12 protein-coding genes and 2 tRNA genes are annotated in these 14,679 nt (G+C 72.9%); 9 read left to right on the top strand and 5 right to left on the bottom strand.

Annotated elements, in window-relative coordinates; genetic code table 11:
* Positions 1–27 precede the first annotated feature (27 nt).
* The 6 genes from AB0L29_RS10435 to AB0L29_RS10460 all read left to right on the top strand — a co-directional run bounded on the left by AB0L29_RS10435 (position 28) and on the right by AB0L29_RS10460 (position 5,785).
* Positions 28–1,149: an ROK family transcriptional regulator gene (locus AB0L29_RS10435; protein WP_365825606.1), complete on the top strand. Its 1,122-nt coding sequence runs from the start codon at positions 28–30 to the stop codon at positions 1,147–1,149.
* Positions 1,150–1,247: 98 nt separating this feature from the next.
* Positions 1,248–2,030 carry a hypothetical protein gene (locus AB0L29_RS10440; protein ID WP_365825405.1) on the top strand — a complete coding sequence of 261 codons (783 nt, stop codon included), beginning with the start codon at positions 1,248–1,250 and terminating at the stop codon, positions 2,028–2,030.
* A gap of 179 nt (positions 2,031–2,209) precedes the next feature.
* On the top strand, positions 2,210–2,989 hold the full coding sequence (locus AB0L29_RS10445) for an HAD-IIA family hydrolase (RefSeq protein ID WP_365825407.1): 780 nt from the start codon (positions 2,210–2,212) through the stop codon (positions 2,987–2,989).
* A gap of 111 nt (positions 2,990–3,100) precedes the next feature.
* Entirely contained in the window at positions 3,101–3,622 is a 522-nt protein-coding gene (locus AB0L29_RS10450) for a hypothetical protein (RefSeq protein WP_365825409.1), read from the top strand.
* 2 nt (positions 3,623–3,624) lie between these two features.
* Complete coding sequence (locus AB0L29_RS10455) at positions 3,625–4,308, top strand: class F sortase (RefSeq protein ID WP_365825411.1); 684 nt, start codon at positions 3,625–3,627, stop codon at positions 4,306–4,308.
* Between the two features lie 442 nt (positions 4,309–4,750).
* Complete coding sequence (locus AB0L29_RS10460) at positions 4,751–5,785, top strand: glycoside hydrolase family 6 protein (RefSeq protein WP_365825413.1); 1,035 nt, start codon at positions 4,751–4,753, stop codon at positions 5,783–5,785.
* A gap of 61 nt (positions 5,786–5,846) precedes the next feature.
* On the opposite strand, the gene AB0L29_RS10465 is transcribed toward AB0L29_RS10460, so the two are convergent.
* From AB0L29_RS10465 to AB0L29_RS10480, 4 genes are all read right to left on the bottom strand, one after another.
* The gene (locus AB0L29_RS10465; RefSeq protein ID WP_365825415.1) at positions 5,847–7,787 is read right to left on the bottom strand and encodes a kelch motif-containing protein; all 1,941 of its coding nucleotides are present in this window, start codon (positions 7,785–7,787) and stop codon (positions 5,847–5,849) included.
* Positions 7,784–9,835 (bottom strand): cellulose synthase catalytic subunit, encoded by a 2,052-nt coding sequence (locus AB0L29_RS10470; RefSeq protein WP_365825417.1) that lies wholly within the window; start codon positions 9,833–9,835, stop codon positions 7,784–7,786. The genes AB0L29_RS10465 and AB0L29_RS10470 overlap by 4 nt, the downstream gene beginning before the upstream one ends.
* Before the next feature lie 307 nt (positions 9,836–10,142).
* Entirely contained in the window at positions 10,143–10,862 is a 720-nt protein-coding gene (locus AB0L29_RS10475; protein WP_365825419.1) for a FadR/GntR family transcriptional regulator, read from the bottom strand.
* A 128-nt stretch (positions 10,863–10,990) separates the two neighbouring features.
* A tRNA-Lys gene (locus AB0L29_RS10480) sits at positions 10,991–11,064 on the bottom strand.
* Between the two features lie 182 nt (positions 11,065–11,246).
* Between AB0L29_RS10480 and AB0L29_RS10485 the strand changes: the two genes are divergently transcribed.
* The 3 genes from AB0L29_RS10485 (at position 11,247) to AB0L29_RS10495 (ending at position 14,324) form a co-directional block, all read left to right on the top strand.
* Positions 11,247–12,263, top strand: coding sequence for an NlpC/P60 family protein (locus tag AB0L29_RS10485; protein ID WP_365825421.1), 1,017 nt, complete (start codon positions 11,247–11,249; stop codon positions 12,261–12,263).
* A 48-nt stretch (positions 12,264–12,311) separates the two neighbouring features.
* Positions 12,312–13,475, top strand: coding sequence for an SPFH domain-containing protein (locus tag AB0L29_RS10490; RefSeq protein WP_365825423.1), 1,164 nt, complete (start codon positions 12,312–12,314; stop codon positions 13,473–13,475).
* A gap of 243 nt (positions 13,476–13,718) precedes the next feature.
* The gene (locus AB0L29_RS10495; protein WP_365825425.1) at positions 13,719–14,324 is read left to right on the top strand and encodes a lytic polysaccharide monooxygenase; all 606 of its coding nucleotides are present in this window, start codon (positions 13,719–13,721) and stop codon (positions 14,322–14,324) included.
* A gap of 252 nt (positions 14,325–14,576) precedes the next feature.
* Here AB0L29_RS10495 and AB0L29_RS10500 read toward each other — a convergent pair.
* Positions 14,577–14,650: transfer RNA gene (locus AB0L29_RS10500), tRNA-Lys, on the bottom strand.
* Positions 14,651–14,679: the final 29 nt, after the last annotated feature.

Below are 14,679 nucleotides of genomic sequence, written 5' to 3' on the forward strand. Positions count from 1 at the left end.
GGACCGGGCGTGGTGGGTGGCGGCGGCATGCGGGGCGCGGCGGGCGGCGCGAACCTGCTCGCCCTGCGCAGTCACAACACCGCGCTGGTGCTCGACCTGCTCCGGACGGCGGGAGCCGGCGGCATCAGCCGGCTGGAGCTCGCCGAACGCACCGGTCTCACCCCGCAGGCGGTCAGCAAGATCACGGCCCGGCTGCGCGAGGAGGGCCTCGCGACGGAGGCCGGGCGCCGCGCCTCGACCGGGGGCAAGCCGCGCACGGTGCTGCGGCTGGTGCCGGAGGCGGGGCACGCGGTCGGGGTCCACCTGGACCGGGACGAGCTGCGCGCGGTGCTGGTCGACCTGAGGGGGACCGTGGTGGGGGAGCGGCGGACCCCGCTGGACCTGGGGGCGGGCGCCCGGGCCGTGGTCGCGGCGGTGGCGCGGGCCGTGGAAGGGGTGGTGGCCGAAGGGCTGCGGGACAGCGCCGGGCCGCTCGGGCACGTCGGCTCCCTGCTGGGCCTCGGCGTCGCCCTGCCCGGCCCGCTCGACCACACGCGCGGTGTGCTGCACCGGGTCACCGGGTTCCCCGAGTGGGACGGGTTCCCGCTGCGGGACGCGCTGGCCCGGCGGCTCGGCGTGCCGGTCGTGGTCGACAAGGACACCAACGCCGCCGCGCTCGGGCTCGCGGTCGGCGGCGAGGACGGCTCCTTCGCCTACCTGCACCTCGGGACGGGCCTCGGCGCCGGACTCGTCATCGGCGGGAGCGTGCACCGCGGGGCCCGGACCGGCGCGGGCGAGTTCGGGCACCAGGTCGTCCAGCTGGACGGGCCGCCCTGCACCTGCGGCGACCGCGGCTGCATCGAGGCGCTGTGCCTGGCCGCCGTCGCGCGCGGCGCACTCGACGAGGCGGCCAGGGTGCTCGGCGCGGGCGCCGCCAACCTGGTCGGCCTGCTCGACATCGACCTCGTCCTGCTCGGCGGGCGCACCGTCGCCGCCGATCCGCGGGTGTTCGTCCGCGGTGTCGGCGCCGTCCTGGACGCACGCGCCCGGCGAGCGGGCGGACGCGAGGGCGCGGTACCGGTGCGCGCGGTGCCCGACGGGGCACGCCGGGTCGCGGAAGGCGCGGCCCAGCTGCTGCTCGCGCCCCTGTTCGGACGGGACGACGCCTGAGGGCTGGGCCGGCCGAGGACACCTGTACGGCCGTTCGAGGTGCCCGTACGGCATGGCGCGGCCCGCCGGGCCCATCCCACCGGCATGGTCATGTGTTCATGCGACTGTATGCGCCCACGTCCCTCTGCCTGTCGGCGGCAGCCGCCCTCCTCGCCGTGCCGGCCCCCGCGCGCGCGGACGCGGGCGCCCGGCTCCCCGCACCCGCCTGCGCCGCCTCCGACGACCGCGCCTTCCCCCTCACCACCCGCCTGCACGGCGGCCCGGGCAGCTACCGGGCCGGCGGCGGCCACGGCACCTGGTACCTGGACCTCACCAACACCACCGGCCGGACCTGCACGCACATCCACCCGGTCGTCGTCCTGGTCGACGAGGAACGCGCCCTGCGGCCCTCCCAGCCCCGGCTGGAGTTCCACGACGGCACCCGCCCGCACGCCGTCCGCTTCGAGAGGACCGACCGGGACGAACTCGTCGCCGCTCTCGCCGACCAGGGCGGGAGCGCGGGCACCGGTGACGGCGGGCGCTCCGCCTCCCCCGGGTTCCCCGGGTTCACCGTCGGCCCCGGACGCACCCTCACCGTGCGGGTGCGGCTGGCGTTCGCCCCCGGCACCGCGCCCAACGAGGTCACGGCCAACGCCGCCGTCGTCCAGCGCCACCGCGACGACGGCGACTGGGTCGGCCAGTCCAACGACTACCGCTTCCGCGTCACCGCCGGCCCCGCCGCGCCGCCCTCCGCCACCGCCTCCTTCCCCTCCACGGTCCCGCCGTTCCCGTTCGCCGAGGAACTCGCGAGCACCGGACTCGGCCGGGTGTACGCGGTCCTGGCGGCCGCGGCCCTGCTGCTCGTCACCGGAGGGGTCCTGCTGCTGCGCAGGCGCCGCTGAGGGGACCGCCGTGACGAAGGCCGCGCGGGCGGGGCGGGCGGTGCCGTCCCGCGCGGACGGGGCACGGGTACCGGGTGATCGACGGGGGCCGGGCCGTGCTGACTACCCTTGGGGCGTCGGCACGCCGTGGTCCCGGCGCCCCCGCCCATGCCCGTTCGTACGCCAGGAGAACGAAGCACATGCCAGACCGCAAGCCCATAGAGTCATGGCTCACCGACATGGACGGCGTACTCATCCACGAGGGCGTCCCGATCCCCGGCGCCGACGCCTTCCTCAAGAAGCTGCGCGAGTCCGGGAAGCCCTTCCTGGTCCTGACCAACAACTCCATCTACACCCCGCGCGACCTGCACGCCCGGCTGCGCCGCATGGGCCTGGAGGTGCCGATCGAGAACATCTGGACCTCCGCCCTGGCCACCGCCAAGTTCCTCGACGACCAGCGGCCGGGCGGGTCGGCGTACGTCATCGGCGAGGCGGGCCTGACCACCGCGCTGCACGACATCGGCTACATCCTCACCGACCACGAGCCGGACTACGTCGTCCTCGGCGAGACGCGGACCTACTCCTTCGAGTCCATGACCAAGGCCGTCCGGCTCATCAACGACGGCGCCCGCTTCATCTGCACCAACCCCGACGAGACCGGCCCCTCCACCGAGGGCCCGCTCCCGGCGACCGGCGCCGTGGCCGCGCTGATCACCAAGGCGACCGGCAAGCAGCCGTACTTCGCGGGCAAGCCCAACCCGCTGATGATGCGCACCGGCCTGAACGCCATCGGCGCCCACTCCGAGTCCAGCGCGATGATCGGCGACCGCATGGACACCGACGTGCTGGCCGGCATCGAGGCCGGGATGCAGACCTTCCTGGTGCTCACCGGACTGACCCGGCCCGAGCAGGTGGAGAACTTCCCCTACCGGCCCTCGCAGGTCGTGGACTCCATCGCCGACCTCGTCGACCGGATCTGAGGCCCCGGCCGCTTCAAACCCGTCGTCACCCGCGCGGAGCAATCCGGCCCCGCACGAGGATGCGTGTGCGGGGTCCGCGGGGGAGGCTCCAGGGGAACTTGGAGGTTCACGATGGGTTCCCTGCGAGTCACTCTCTGGACGGGCGTCCTGGCGGCCGCCGCCCTCGCACCGGCGGCGTACGCGGCGGACGGAGGGGGCGTCTCGGTGACCCCGGCGGCGCCCTCCCCCGGCACCGACGTCACGCTCCGCGTGCCGGGCTGCGCCCAGCGGACGGCCGTCGCCGTCTCCGCGGCGTTCGTCGCGGACGCCCGGCTCACCGACGCCGACGGCACGCTCGTCGGCCAGAGCCGCGTGCGCTCCACGCTCACCGCGGGGAGGTACGCCGTGAAGGTCACCTGCGGTGCCGCCGACCGCACCGCCACCCTCACCGTGGCGCGCGCCGGACGGCGGCCCTCCGCCCCCGCCTCGCCGGTCGCCCCCGTGAAGGCGGGCGGCGGCGGCACCGCCCGCCTCGCCACCGCCGGGACCCACGGGACCGGCCCCGGCGCGGTGCACGCGGTGACCGGGCTGCTCCTCGCGGGGGGCGCCGCGGCGGACGTCGTGCGGGCCCGCCGGAGCCGCGGAGCGTGTTGACCATGTTCGACGACCGGCGAAGCGACGACCAGGGACGTGTCTTCGGCACCGGGCGCCTGGTGACCGGGGTGACCTGGGCGGTGCTGCTGCTCGGGCTGTGGCTGTGGGGGCGCGAGACGACCGAGGTGCGGCCCGCGGCGTCCGGGCCGACCACCGGCGACATGGCGGCGGCCGGACGCCCGCCGGACGTCGAGCTGCCCCCCGCCCGCCGCCCGCTGGGGGACGCGCTGCCGCAGCGCATCGACATCCCCGGCCTCGGCGTCCAGGCGCCGGTCGTGGCCCGCGGCCTGGACACCAGCGGCGCGCCCGATCCGCCGCCCCTGGACCAGCCCGGTGTCGTCGGCTGGTACGCGGGCGGTGCGAAGCCGGGCGCGGCCGGCACCGCGCTGATGGTGGGCCACCTCGACACCAGGACCCGGCCCGCCGTCTTCCACGGGATCGGCGCCCTGCGGCCCGGCCAGAGGATCCGGGTGATGCGCGACGACGCCAAGGTGGCCGAGTTCACCGTCGACGACGTCCAGGTCCTCACCCGCGACCGCTTCGACGCCCACCGGGCCTACGGCCCGCGCCGGCCGGGACGGGCCGAGCTGCGGCTGGTCACCTGCGGCGGCGACTTCGACCGGGAGACCCGCAGCTACACGGCGAACGTGATCGTCTCGGCGTACCTGACGGGAACCGGTCCCTAGGGTCTTCCGTCCGGATCGGGGAGCGGGGTCCGGTGCCGTGCGTCGCGAGGCGGAGGAGGGCGCCATGGGGCGGAGCCCCGGCAACCGGCGACGACGTGGCGGGGTCCGGTGCCGGACCCCGCGAGCCCGGCGTGATCCGAACGAGAGGCCCTGGCCCGCCCCGGCCGCCGGCCCACCCCGCAAGCCGCCGGCCGGGCCCGCCCCCGGCCGCGCACGGGCCGCGGGGGCGGCCCGGCGGCCCGCGCGCCCGGGGCAGGGGGCCGCCACACCCCCGTCCGCGCTCGCCGTCCGTGATCGGCGCAGGTGACGCGGGCGGGCCGGCGGCACCGCGGGGCGCCCGGCGGGCCCCGGCGGCCCGCGGGCGGGGCCCGCCGAGCTCGTGTGGGTCGCGGTACGTATGTCAGGATTGAGGCTTGGAACGGTGCACCCAAGGGGGAGTTGGATGTACGGCAGCAGGGGGGTCGGGGCGTTCGTCGCGAGGCGGGCGTCCGCAGTGGTGCTGGGGGCGGCACTGCTGGTCACGGGGTGCTCGGGCGACGGCGGTGACGATCCGGGCGGCGAGCGCGGCGCCGGCGCCGGGATCACCCAGCGGCCCAAGGGAGCCACCCCGTTCTGGGTGAACCCCGACGGCACGGCCGCCCGGCAGGTGGCGGCCCTGGAGAAGGCCGGCAAGAAGGACCAGGCCGCCCAGATCCGCAAGATCGCCGAGCAGCCGACCGGCGAGTGGATCGGCCCGGAGAACCCCGAGCAGGAGGCCCGCGGCTACACCGAGGCCGCCGACCGGGCCGGCCGCACGGCGCTGCTGGTCCTCTACAACATCCCGCACCGCGACTGCGGCCAGTACTCGCAGGGCGGCGCCGCCGACGGCAACGCCTACCGGGCGTGGATCGACGGCGTGGCCAAGGGCATCGGCGACCGTCCCGCGACCGTCGTCCTGGAACCGGACGCCGTGCTGCACCTGGTGGACGGCTGCACCCCGGAGCAGTTCCACGAGGAGCGCTACGACCTCCTCAAGGGCGCCGTCGCCAAGCTCACGGCGCTGAAGAACACCAAGGTGTACCTGGACGCGGGCAACGCCGGCTGGGGCCACCCCGACCAGATCTTCGAGCCGCTGAAGCGGGCGGGCATCGACCAGGCCGACGGCTTCTCGGTCAACGTCTCGAACTTCTACACCACCGAGGACTCCATCGCCTACGGCAAGCAGCTGTCGGGGAAGGTCGGCGGCAAGCACTTCGTCATCGACACCAGCCGCAACGGCAGGGGCCCCTACACGCAGGGCGAGCCGGACGAGCGCTGGTGCAACCCGCCGGGGCGCGCCCTGGGCGAGACGCCGACGGTGAGGACCGCCGACCCGCTGGTCGACGCCTACCTGTGGGTGAAGCGGCCCGGGGAGTCGGACGGCGAGTGCAAGGGCGGCCCCAAGGCCGGCGAGTGGTGGGAGCGGTACGCGCTCGAGCTCGCCGAGGCCAGCAGGTAGGCGCGCGCACGCGAACGGGGGCGCCCTCCCGCGGCGGAGGGCGCCCCCACTCGTGTGCGGCCTACGGGACCTTGACCCACCGGGCCTTGCTCGGCACGCCCTGCCCGTCCGTCACGAACAGCATGTACCAGCCGGGCTGCACCAGGTTCCGGTTCTTCGGAACGGTCACCGTCAGCTTGTCGCCGGACGCCTCGAAGTCCAGCGCGATCGACCGCTGGTCGACGTCCGTGACGTGCGTGGACGCGCTCGGCCGGATCAGCCGGACCTTCTCGACCGACGACGCCTGCTTCGAGGTGAACGTGCCGGACGCGCCGCGCGCGATCGTCCGCGGACCGCCCGACAGCTCCGGCCGCGCACCGTCCTGGTACAGGTACGGCGGCGTGTAGATCTCGATGCGCTGCTCGAACTTGCCCGGCTTGGTGTTGGCCTTGTCGGCGAAGAGCGAGTCCGAGCCGAAGACCATCACGCGCCCGTCGGGCAGCAGGACCGACCCCGAGTGGTAGTTGCGGCCCACCAGCGGGTCGGCGACCCGCCGGAACGCGTTCTTCTCCGTGTCGTACAGCCGCGCCTGCAGGATGTTGGAGTCGCCGCGGCCGCGGTAGTCCTCCGAGCCGCCGGAGACCAGCACGCTGTCGTCGGGCAGGATCGAGGCCTGCGGGTAGCGGGTGCCCTTCTCCAGCGGCGGGCCGTCCACGAAGCGCGGGCTGTCCGCCTTCAGGTCGACGATGCGGGTCCTCCTGCTGGACAGCTTGGACTCGCCGACCCCGCCACCGCCGATGACCATGTACTTCTCGTCCTGCGCCGGCGGCAGCAGCACCGTGCCCGAGGTCTCCATCAGCTTGGGGTCGCTCAGCCCGGGGATCTTGGTGAACCGGTTGGTCTCCACGTCCCAGACGCCGGGATCGCGGCCCACGTCGTCCGGCCCGTAGCCCGCGTTCGAACCCGAGTAGAAGATCTTGCCGTTCTGCATCAGGAACAGCGCCGGGTACGTCGGGAACTGACGGACCTTCCCGGTGTACGTCCACTTCCTGGTCTTCGGGTCGAAGACCTCGTTCTTGCCCGGGACCAGCTGGCCGATGTCGTCGAGGCCGGAGACGCTGAGGATCTTCCCGTCGCTCAGCATGGTGAGCGTCGGGTACCAGCGGGCCTCGTTCATCGGGTCGACCTTGATGTACTTCTCGGCGACCGGGTCGAACTCGTAGGCGTCGCGGATGCCCTGGAAGTCCTTCTTGTCCAGGGCGAGCTTCTGCGCGATGCCGTAGGTGTTGCGGGCGTCGGCGCCCTTGAGGCCCCCGATGCGGTAGTTGTCCTGGGTGCCGGTCTCGTACCGGGCGCCCTCCTTGGCCGCCTCGACGTAGATGCGGCCGAGCCCGGGGTCGTTGCCCAGGAACGCGCCGGTCACCGGGTCGAACTTCTTCTTGGCACGCGGCACCAGCACCGGGTCCTTCGAGACGAAGGTCTTGCCGTTCTGCTTGCCGGTGAACCGGGTGCCCGCGGGCAGGGTGATCGGCTTGTCCGGGTTCTCGTTGTGGACGATCATCAGGCCGCCGGCCTTCTTCACGTCACCCTTGAGCTTCTCGTACCGCTTGGTGCCGCCCGCGATCAGCAGGTTGCCGTTGGCGAGCTGGGTGTGGCCGGTGCAGAACAGGTCGGCCGGCGTCGGGACCTTCTTGATGGTCCCCTTGACCGGGTCCCAGATCCGGGTGTCGTACTTCTTGGCGTCGAAGTTGTCCTGGTTGTTGCCCGACCCCGCGACGAGCAGCACCTTGCCGGTGCGCAGCAGCGCCGCGTGGATGGTGTTCTGCCGGTACTCCTCGGGGAACTCGACGATCTCCCACTTGCCGTTCGCGGCCTTGTACTCCGGCTTGTTGATCTTGTACTGGTGGTATTTCTCGGTCCCGAAGCGGTACAGCCACGGCCCGTTCATCCCGGCCAGCGCGAGTACCACCGCCGTGCCTATCGCGAGTCGACGGGCGCGGCGGCGGCCTGCACGGTCGTTCATTCCTTACGTCCCCCAAGTCCACCAAGGGCGATCTGCATGGTCTGGTCGTTGCCCCCGTCGTCGCCGTGTTCGGCGGCGGCCCAGCGCGGCCTGTGCTGCGGGGAGTGGGACGCGGACGGCTGCTGCGGGATGGGCGGCGGCTGCGGCGTCCCGTGCGGCCCCGTGGCGTCCTGCGACCGCTCCCCGGCGGGCGCTCCCGCGGCGTCCTGCGGCCGTGCCTCGGCGGGCGCTCCCGCGGCGTGGGCGCGGGGTTTCTTCCTGGCCTGCCGCAGCTCGTGCCGCCAGACGAAGATCGGGAACGCGGTGATGAGCATGGCGAACAGGGCCCAGACGACCATCGCCGGGTGGGAGTGCCCGAAGACGAAGCCGGCCGCGATGGAGGCACCGAAGATCGCGATGAAGTACCAGTGGTACCGGAAGGTCCCGAACCACCGGTCCGGGCTCGCCGAGTCGCCCTTGGGGGTGACCACGAACTTGCTCTTGCGGCGCAGCACGGAGTCGACCAGCGCCTTCGCGTACAGCGGCGCCGACAGCGCGGACATCACCATGCCGGCCACACCGCCGGAGCCCTCCGGCTCGTGCGGCGAGACGTTGTGGCGGCGGTTCCAGACGTACAGGCCGATCTGCAGGGCGGAGGCGTTGCCGTAGAGCATCAGCCACACCGCCGGGTCGATGTTCACGCCCGAGGCGCCCAGGCCCAGGAACAGCGCGCAGCTCAGCGCCGCCAGGATCCAGTTCAGGGCCGACATCGGGTAGAAGATGATCATCATCGTGTAGTTGAAGAGCTTGCTCGGCGGCAGCGAGTACCAGCCCTTCCAGTACTGCTTGAGGATCGTCTCGTACGTACCCCGCGACCAGCGCATCTGCTGGGTGAAGAAGTCCGTCCAGGCGCTGGGGCCCTCGCCGACCGCGAGCACGTCCGGGGTGTAGACCGACTTCCACTTGCGGCCCGTGGCCGGGTTCTTGGCCCGGTGCATCTCGAAGCCGGTGGCCATGTCCTCGGTGATCGAGTCGTACAGGCCGCCGATCTGCTTGAGCGCCTTGATGCGCACGGCGTTGGAGGTGCCCACGAACATCGGCGCGCCGTAGCGGTTGCCCGCGCGCTGGATCAGCGCGTGGAAGAGGAACTGCTGCGACTCGGCGGCCTTGGTGACGAAGTTGTCGTAGTTGCCGTAGACCTGCGGGCCGATGACGAAGCCGACGTCCGGGTCGCGGAAGAAGCCGAGCATCCGCTCCAGGTAGTTGGGCAGCGGCACGTGGTCGGTGTCGACCGAGGCGAAGAAGTCGTAGTCGTCGCCGTGCGCCTCCAGCCAGGCGTTGTAGTTGCCGTGCTTGGTCTTGGCGCGGTGCGGGCCGGTGGGCTGGTTCCACTTCGCGACGCCCTTGCGGGAGAAGTGGCGCACGCCCAGGCGCTCGCAGACCGCCTTCACCTCGGGGTCGTCGCCCTCGTCGAGCAGCCAGACGTGCATCAGGCCCCGGTGGCGGATCTTCACCGCCGCCTCCAGGGTCTTCGTCACCATCTCCAGCGGCTCCTTGCCGGGCACGAAGGAGGTGAGGAACGCCACTTTCGTGCCGGTCTCGGGCACCACCGGGATCGGGTCGCGGGCGACCAGCGTGGCGTGCGCGTTGGACAGCACGTTCATGCAGCGGAAGAACTCGATCAGGCCGATCGAGACGAGCATCACGACGTCGAGCGCCGGCAGCCACTCGAAGGCCGGGTAGTCCCGCTCGGTCCAGTGCTCGGGCTGGAGCAGCCAGAACAGCAGCACCAGCGACAGCACCGGGGCCGCGGCCAGCATCAGGGCGACCCGGATGCGGTGCGGCTCCTGCGATATCAGCGAGCGGTAGCGCACCTGGTACGGCTTGCCCGGGTCGGGCTGGGTGAGGGGGCCCGCGAGCCGGCTGTAGTGCTCGTAGTCGTATCTCGGCAGCGTTCTCTTGATCCGGCGGAACGTCCCCGTGGTGCTCATCCGGTGAGCCGGCACCCTGAGCTGGGTGGTCTGTGACGGGTCCTGGTCCCGCCGGGCGCCCGTCGGCGAAGACGTCATGAGTCATCCCCCCACACGCGGTCCCCCCGCGTGTTCCGTCGCTTTCCTGCCGCCCGCTCGGGTCCCCCTCGACCTTCACAGGCGTATCAGTGGTGGATCGCTGTCACCATGTCCTTCACACTTTATAGACATGGAACGCAACCTTCCGGTTGCATGATGCCCCCCTCGGCATCCCGCCTGGACGGGGCCCCTCTCCCCGCGGCACGGGCAACCGGCTCCCTGCCCCCCAACCGTCGCAATCATGCGGATAGTTGAAGAACCAGGGTTCTACGGTGTCCATCTTGATCGCAAGATGAGAAACACGTGTTTACCGGTCATACGCGCCCATTGTGGCACCTGTGGGAGCCTGTGCGGCCGCGATGGACAGACGTGCGCGGATGTTACCGAAGTGTTCCCTTATGGCCTCCTCCGCCCGTAGTGCGTCGCCGGACCGCACCGCGTCCAGGATCTCCCGGTGCTGCCGGCAGGTGATCCGAGGATCCTGCCGCTCGCCCCCGAGATCCGTGCGGACCCGGTGGAAGGCGTCCCAGAACGCCTCCAGGACCTCGCTCAGCAGCACGTTGTCCAGCCCTCGGTAGAGGGTGGCGTGAAAGGCCCGGTCGGTCTCGGCGAGACCGGCTCCGCGCGCGGCCTCCCGTTCCATACGGCCGACGAGCGCGTCCAGTTCAACGAGGTCCGCCTCGGACAGCCGGCCCGCGAGCCGGGAGACGAGCCCGGTCTCCATGGCCTCCCTCAGTTCGAGCAGCTGGAGCAGGGAGTCCTCGCCCCGGTGGTGTCCGGCGACCGTGCGGAAGGCCAGTCCCTCGATCATCGGGGCCAGGGACATCGGGCCGACGTAGGTGCCGAAGCCGTGCCGGATCTCGACGATGCCCATCGCCTGCAACGCCTTCAGCGCCTCGCGCACCGAGTTCCGGCTCGCGCCGAGGTGCTCCATCAGCTCGGGCTCGGTCGGCAGCGGCGCCCCGGAGGGCAGGCGGCGGTCGATGATGAGCTTCTTGATCCTCTCCTGGAGGTCACGCGCTGCCATGGCCAGAGGGTATCCGGCCAAAAGCCGGCGGGCTCCCCGTTCGCACGGGGAGCCCGTCCTGTCGACGTGGCCGCGCGGAAACGACGACGGCGACGCAGATCCGCGGACCTGCGTCGCCGTCGTCATCGTGCGCCGCCAGGGACTCGAACCCCGGACCCGCTGATTAAGAGTCAGCTGCTCTAACCAACTGAGCTAGCGGCGCGCGCGACGCAGTAACTCTACAGGACGCCGCGGGGTGCTCCCGACCACCCGCCCGGGGCCGGGGAACCCGGACCGGCCCCCTTACATCGTTCGGACCGTCGGCATGCGCGCCCGCAGGACAGTTGAGAAACTGCCGACGTGCACAGGCGCGGACCATTTCACCGGAAGTGTGAGGGGAATCGCATGGAGACTCCGGTATTCGAGGAATTCGAGCCCGCGAGCGACTGCGACTGTCCCGGCTGTGCCCATCGGCGGCGGATCCCGCCGCGTTTCCCGGCCGGCCGTGCCGGCGGCCCCCCGGCCTCCTGCCGCGCCCTCGTGGTGGCCGCCGCCTCCGCCGCGCTCGGCGCGGGCCACGCGGTGCCCGTCGCCGCTACCTCGCACGCGCCCCACAGTCCAGGCGTTCCCGCAGGTGAGGAGCCTGGTACACCTCAGGGGGGCGCGGCCCCGCTGCACGGTCCCGGCGGGCGTCCGGCCAAGCCCGCCGGGCCGCTGGAGACCCCCGCGATCACCCGCGCGGAGATCATCGACCGGGCCGGGACATGGGTCGCCGCCAAGGTGCCGTACAGCACGCAGGCGTACTGGTCCGACGGATACCGGCAGGACTGTTCGGGTTATGTGTCGATGGCCTGGAAACTCCCCGGAAACGAATGGACGGGCAGTCTCCACCAGTACGCGGACCGCATTTCCGAAGAAGAACTCCAGCCCGGCGACATTCTGCTGTTCCACCATCAGGCCGATCCCGCGAACGGCTCGCACGTCGTCGTCTTCGGCGGCTGGACGGACCACACGCACACCTCCTATCTCGCCTACGAGCAGACCCGCCCGCACACCCGCCGGCAGACCACTCCGTACGCCTACTGGAACCAGTCCGACCGTTACGTCCCCTACCGGTACAAGGGGCTCGCGGGGAGCGCGAAGGGTGCCCCGCCCGCCTCCGCCCCGCCGGCCGCCGCCACCCCGGCGCCGTACCCGGGAAGGGCGTATTCCGGCCCCGGCGCGCACACCGGGTACGCCACCCGGCCGGGGAGGCGGCCGGCGGGGGAGGGGCCCGGCGCCCACCGCACCACCGGGCCGGGGCCGCGCCGGGGCGCGGCGGACCGGCGCGAGGCCGGGGCCTTTCCGCGCGTCCGGGGCCGGCGGGGCGGCGCGGCGGACGGCTTCCCGGGGCCGCGGCCCCGGTGGCGGCTGTCCTCCTGAACCCCGCTCACCCGTCATGACGCATCTGGCGCGGAGGCTGGAGCACGCATGAGTACGACCACTTCCCCCACCCCCGAGTCCGAGCGGCCCGCGGACCAGGGCGCCGCGGCCCGGCCGGCCCGGCTCATCCGGACCGAGGCGATCACGGAGATCCCCCTCCACCTGCTCTTCCGCGACGGCCCGGACCCGGGGCCGGTGCCGCTGAAGCCCGCGGTGGTGGGCCGTCGCCAGGGCACCGGGGAGCAGTCCTCCCCGCTCCCGGACCCGCCCGGATGGGAGCACCCCCGTCTCAGGCGCCCAGCGCCCGTCCGGCCGCGTTCCGTGCCGCAGGTCGACGCGGACCTGGTGGAGCGGCCCGCCCGGGTGCTGCCCGGTGCGCTGGGCGTGCTGGCCGGGGTGTGCGGGGTGGCCGGGTGCCTGGCCACGTCGTGGTGGGCGGGCGTGCTGCCGCCGCTCGCCCTGGAGGCCCTGGGGCTGCCGGCGTACGCGGGCACCGGGCTCGGCCCCGCGCAGTGGGCGGCGTACGCCGGAACCGGTGCCCTCGGGCTGTTCGGCCTCGGCGGGCTGGCCCGCGGCCGGACCGGGCGGGCCTGGGTGCTCGGACTGTTCGGCCGCTACCGGGGGACCGTGCGGCGCACCGGCCTGCTGTGGGTCAACCCGCTGCTGCTGCGCCGCCGGGTCGACGTGCGGCTGCGGCACTGGCGCAGCGAGCCGATGCCCGCGGCCGACGCGAGCGGGGTCGCGCTGCGTGTGGTGGTGCTGGTGGTGTGGCGGGTGCGGGACACCGCGCGGGCCACGCTCGGCGTGGAGGACCACGAGACGTACCTGCGCGAGTGCGTCGAGGCGGCGCTGCTGCGGGTGCCGGTGGAGATGCCGGGCGGGGCGAGGGGCTCGGCGGACGCGGCCGGGGACGCGCTGACCCGGCTGGTGGCGACGGACACGGCACCGGTCGGCCTGGAGGTGTTCTGGGTGCAGCCGGCCCGGGTGGAGTACGCCCCCGAGCTCGCCGCCGCCATGTACCGCCGCCGGATCGCCGCGCTGGACGCCCAGCAGCGGGCGAGCGCGCTCAGCTCGGTCGTGGACTCGGTGGAGGACACCGTGACCCGGCTGACCATGCGGGGGCTGGTGGAGCTCGACGACTGCGAACGCAAGGCGCTGGTGAAGGACCTGACGGTGGCGTTCTGCGTGGGGCGCGGCGAACAGGGGCCCTGACACGGGCCGCGACCGGGCCCGCCCCGGTTCGCGGTCGGGACTGCGGTCGGGTTCGCGATCGGGTCTGCGGTCGGATCCGTGGTCGGGTTCGCGGTCAAGTCCGCGAGTGGGTTCGCGATGGAGTCCGCGATTGAGTTCGCGATTGGTATGGACATGTTCAGTGCACGGCAATAGCCTGAGACTTGGTCTAGACCTACCTGCAAAGCTTCACGCACCTCCCCCACGTTCACCAGGAGCGGCAGCATGCGCACAAGGACCAAGTTGTACGCGGCCGCGGTGGGACTGGCCACGACCGGAGCCCTCGTCCTCTCCTCCGGCGGTGCCAGCGGCCACGGCTACACCGACCTCCCCATCAGCCGGCAGAAGCTCTGCCAGAACGGCACCGTCGCCAACTGCGGTTCCATCCAGTGGGAGCCGCAGAGCGTCGAGGGCCCCAAGGGCTTCCCGGCCTCCGGACCGGCCGACGGGCAGCTGTGTTCCGGGAACAACACGCGGTTCGCCCAGCTCGACAGCCCGCGCACGCCCTCCGGCGGCGACTGGCCGACCACCAGGGTGACGGGCGGTCAGAGCTACACGTTCCGCTGGCAGTTCACGGCGATGCACGCCACGACGGACTTCAAGTACTACATCACCAAGCCGGGCTGGAACCAGAACCACAACCTGTCCCGGTCCGACCTCAACCTCACCCCGTTCCTGACGGTGCCCTACAACGGCCAGCGCCCGCCGTCCACGCTCTCCCACAGCGGCACGCTGCCGACCGGGCTGAGCGGGCACCACGTCATCCTCGCGGTGTGGACGATCGCCGACACGGGCAACGCCTTCTACGCCTGCTCGGACGTCACCTTCTGATCCCCGCCGGGCAGGGCCCGCGCGCGCCGCGATCACCGGCACCGTCTGCGGTCGCGGCCGCGGCGCGCGCGGGTCTCCCGTGGGGGCGGGCGCGGGCGCGCGGTCCAGCGGACTTCCTGCGCCGGCTTCGGGGTGAGCGCACACCGGTGCCTTCGGGACCCCGCGGGCCGCGGGGCCCGGGCCGGGCGACCGCGCCGGGCGGTCCGGACACGACCGAGGGGCCCCTCGCTCCCACGAGAGGCCCCTCATCCGTGCGCCGCCAGGGACTCGAACCCCGGACCCGCTGATTAAGAGTCAGCTGCTCTAACCAACTGAGCTAGCGGCGCATGACTCCCGCCGTCCGCTTGAATCGCGT

The sequence above is a fragment of the Streptomyces sp. NPDC052701 genome (assembly GCF_040678355.1).
Taxonomy (GTDB): domain Bacteria; phylum Actinomycetota; class Actinomycetes; order Streptomycetales; family Streptomycetaceae; genus Streptomyces.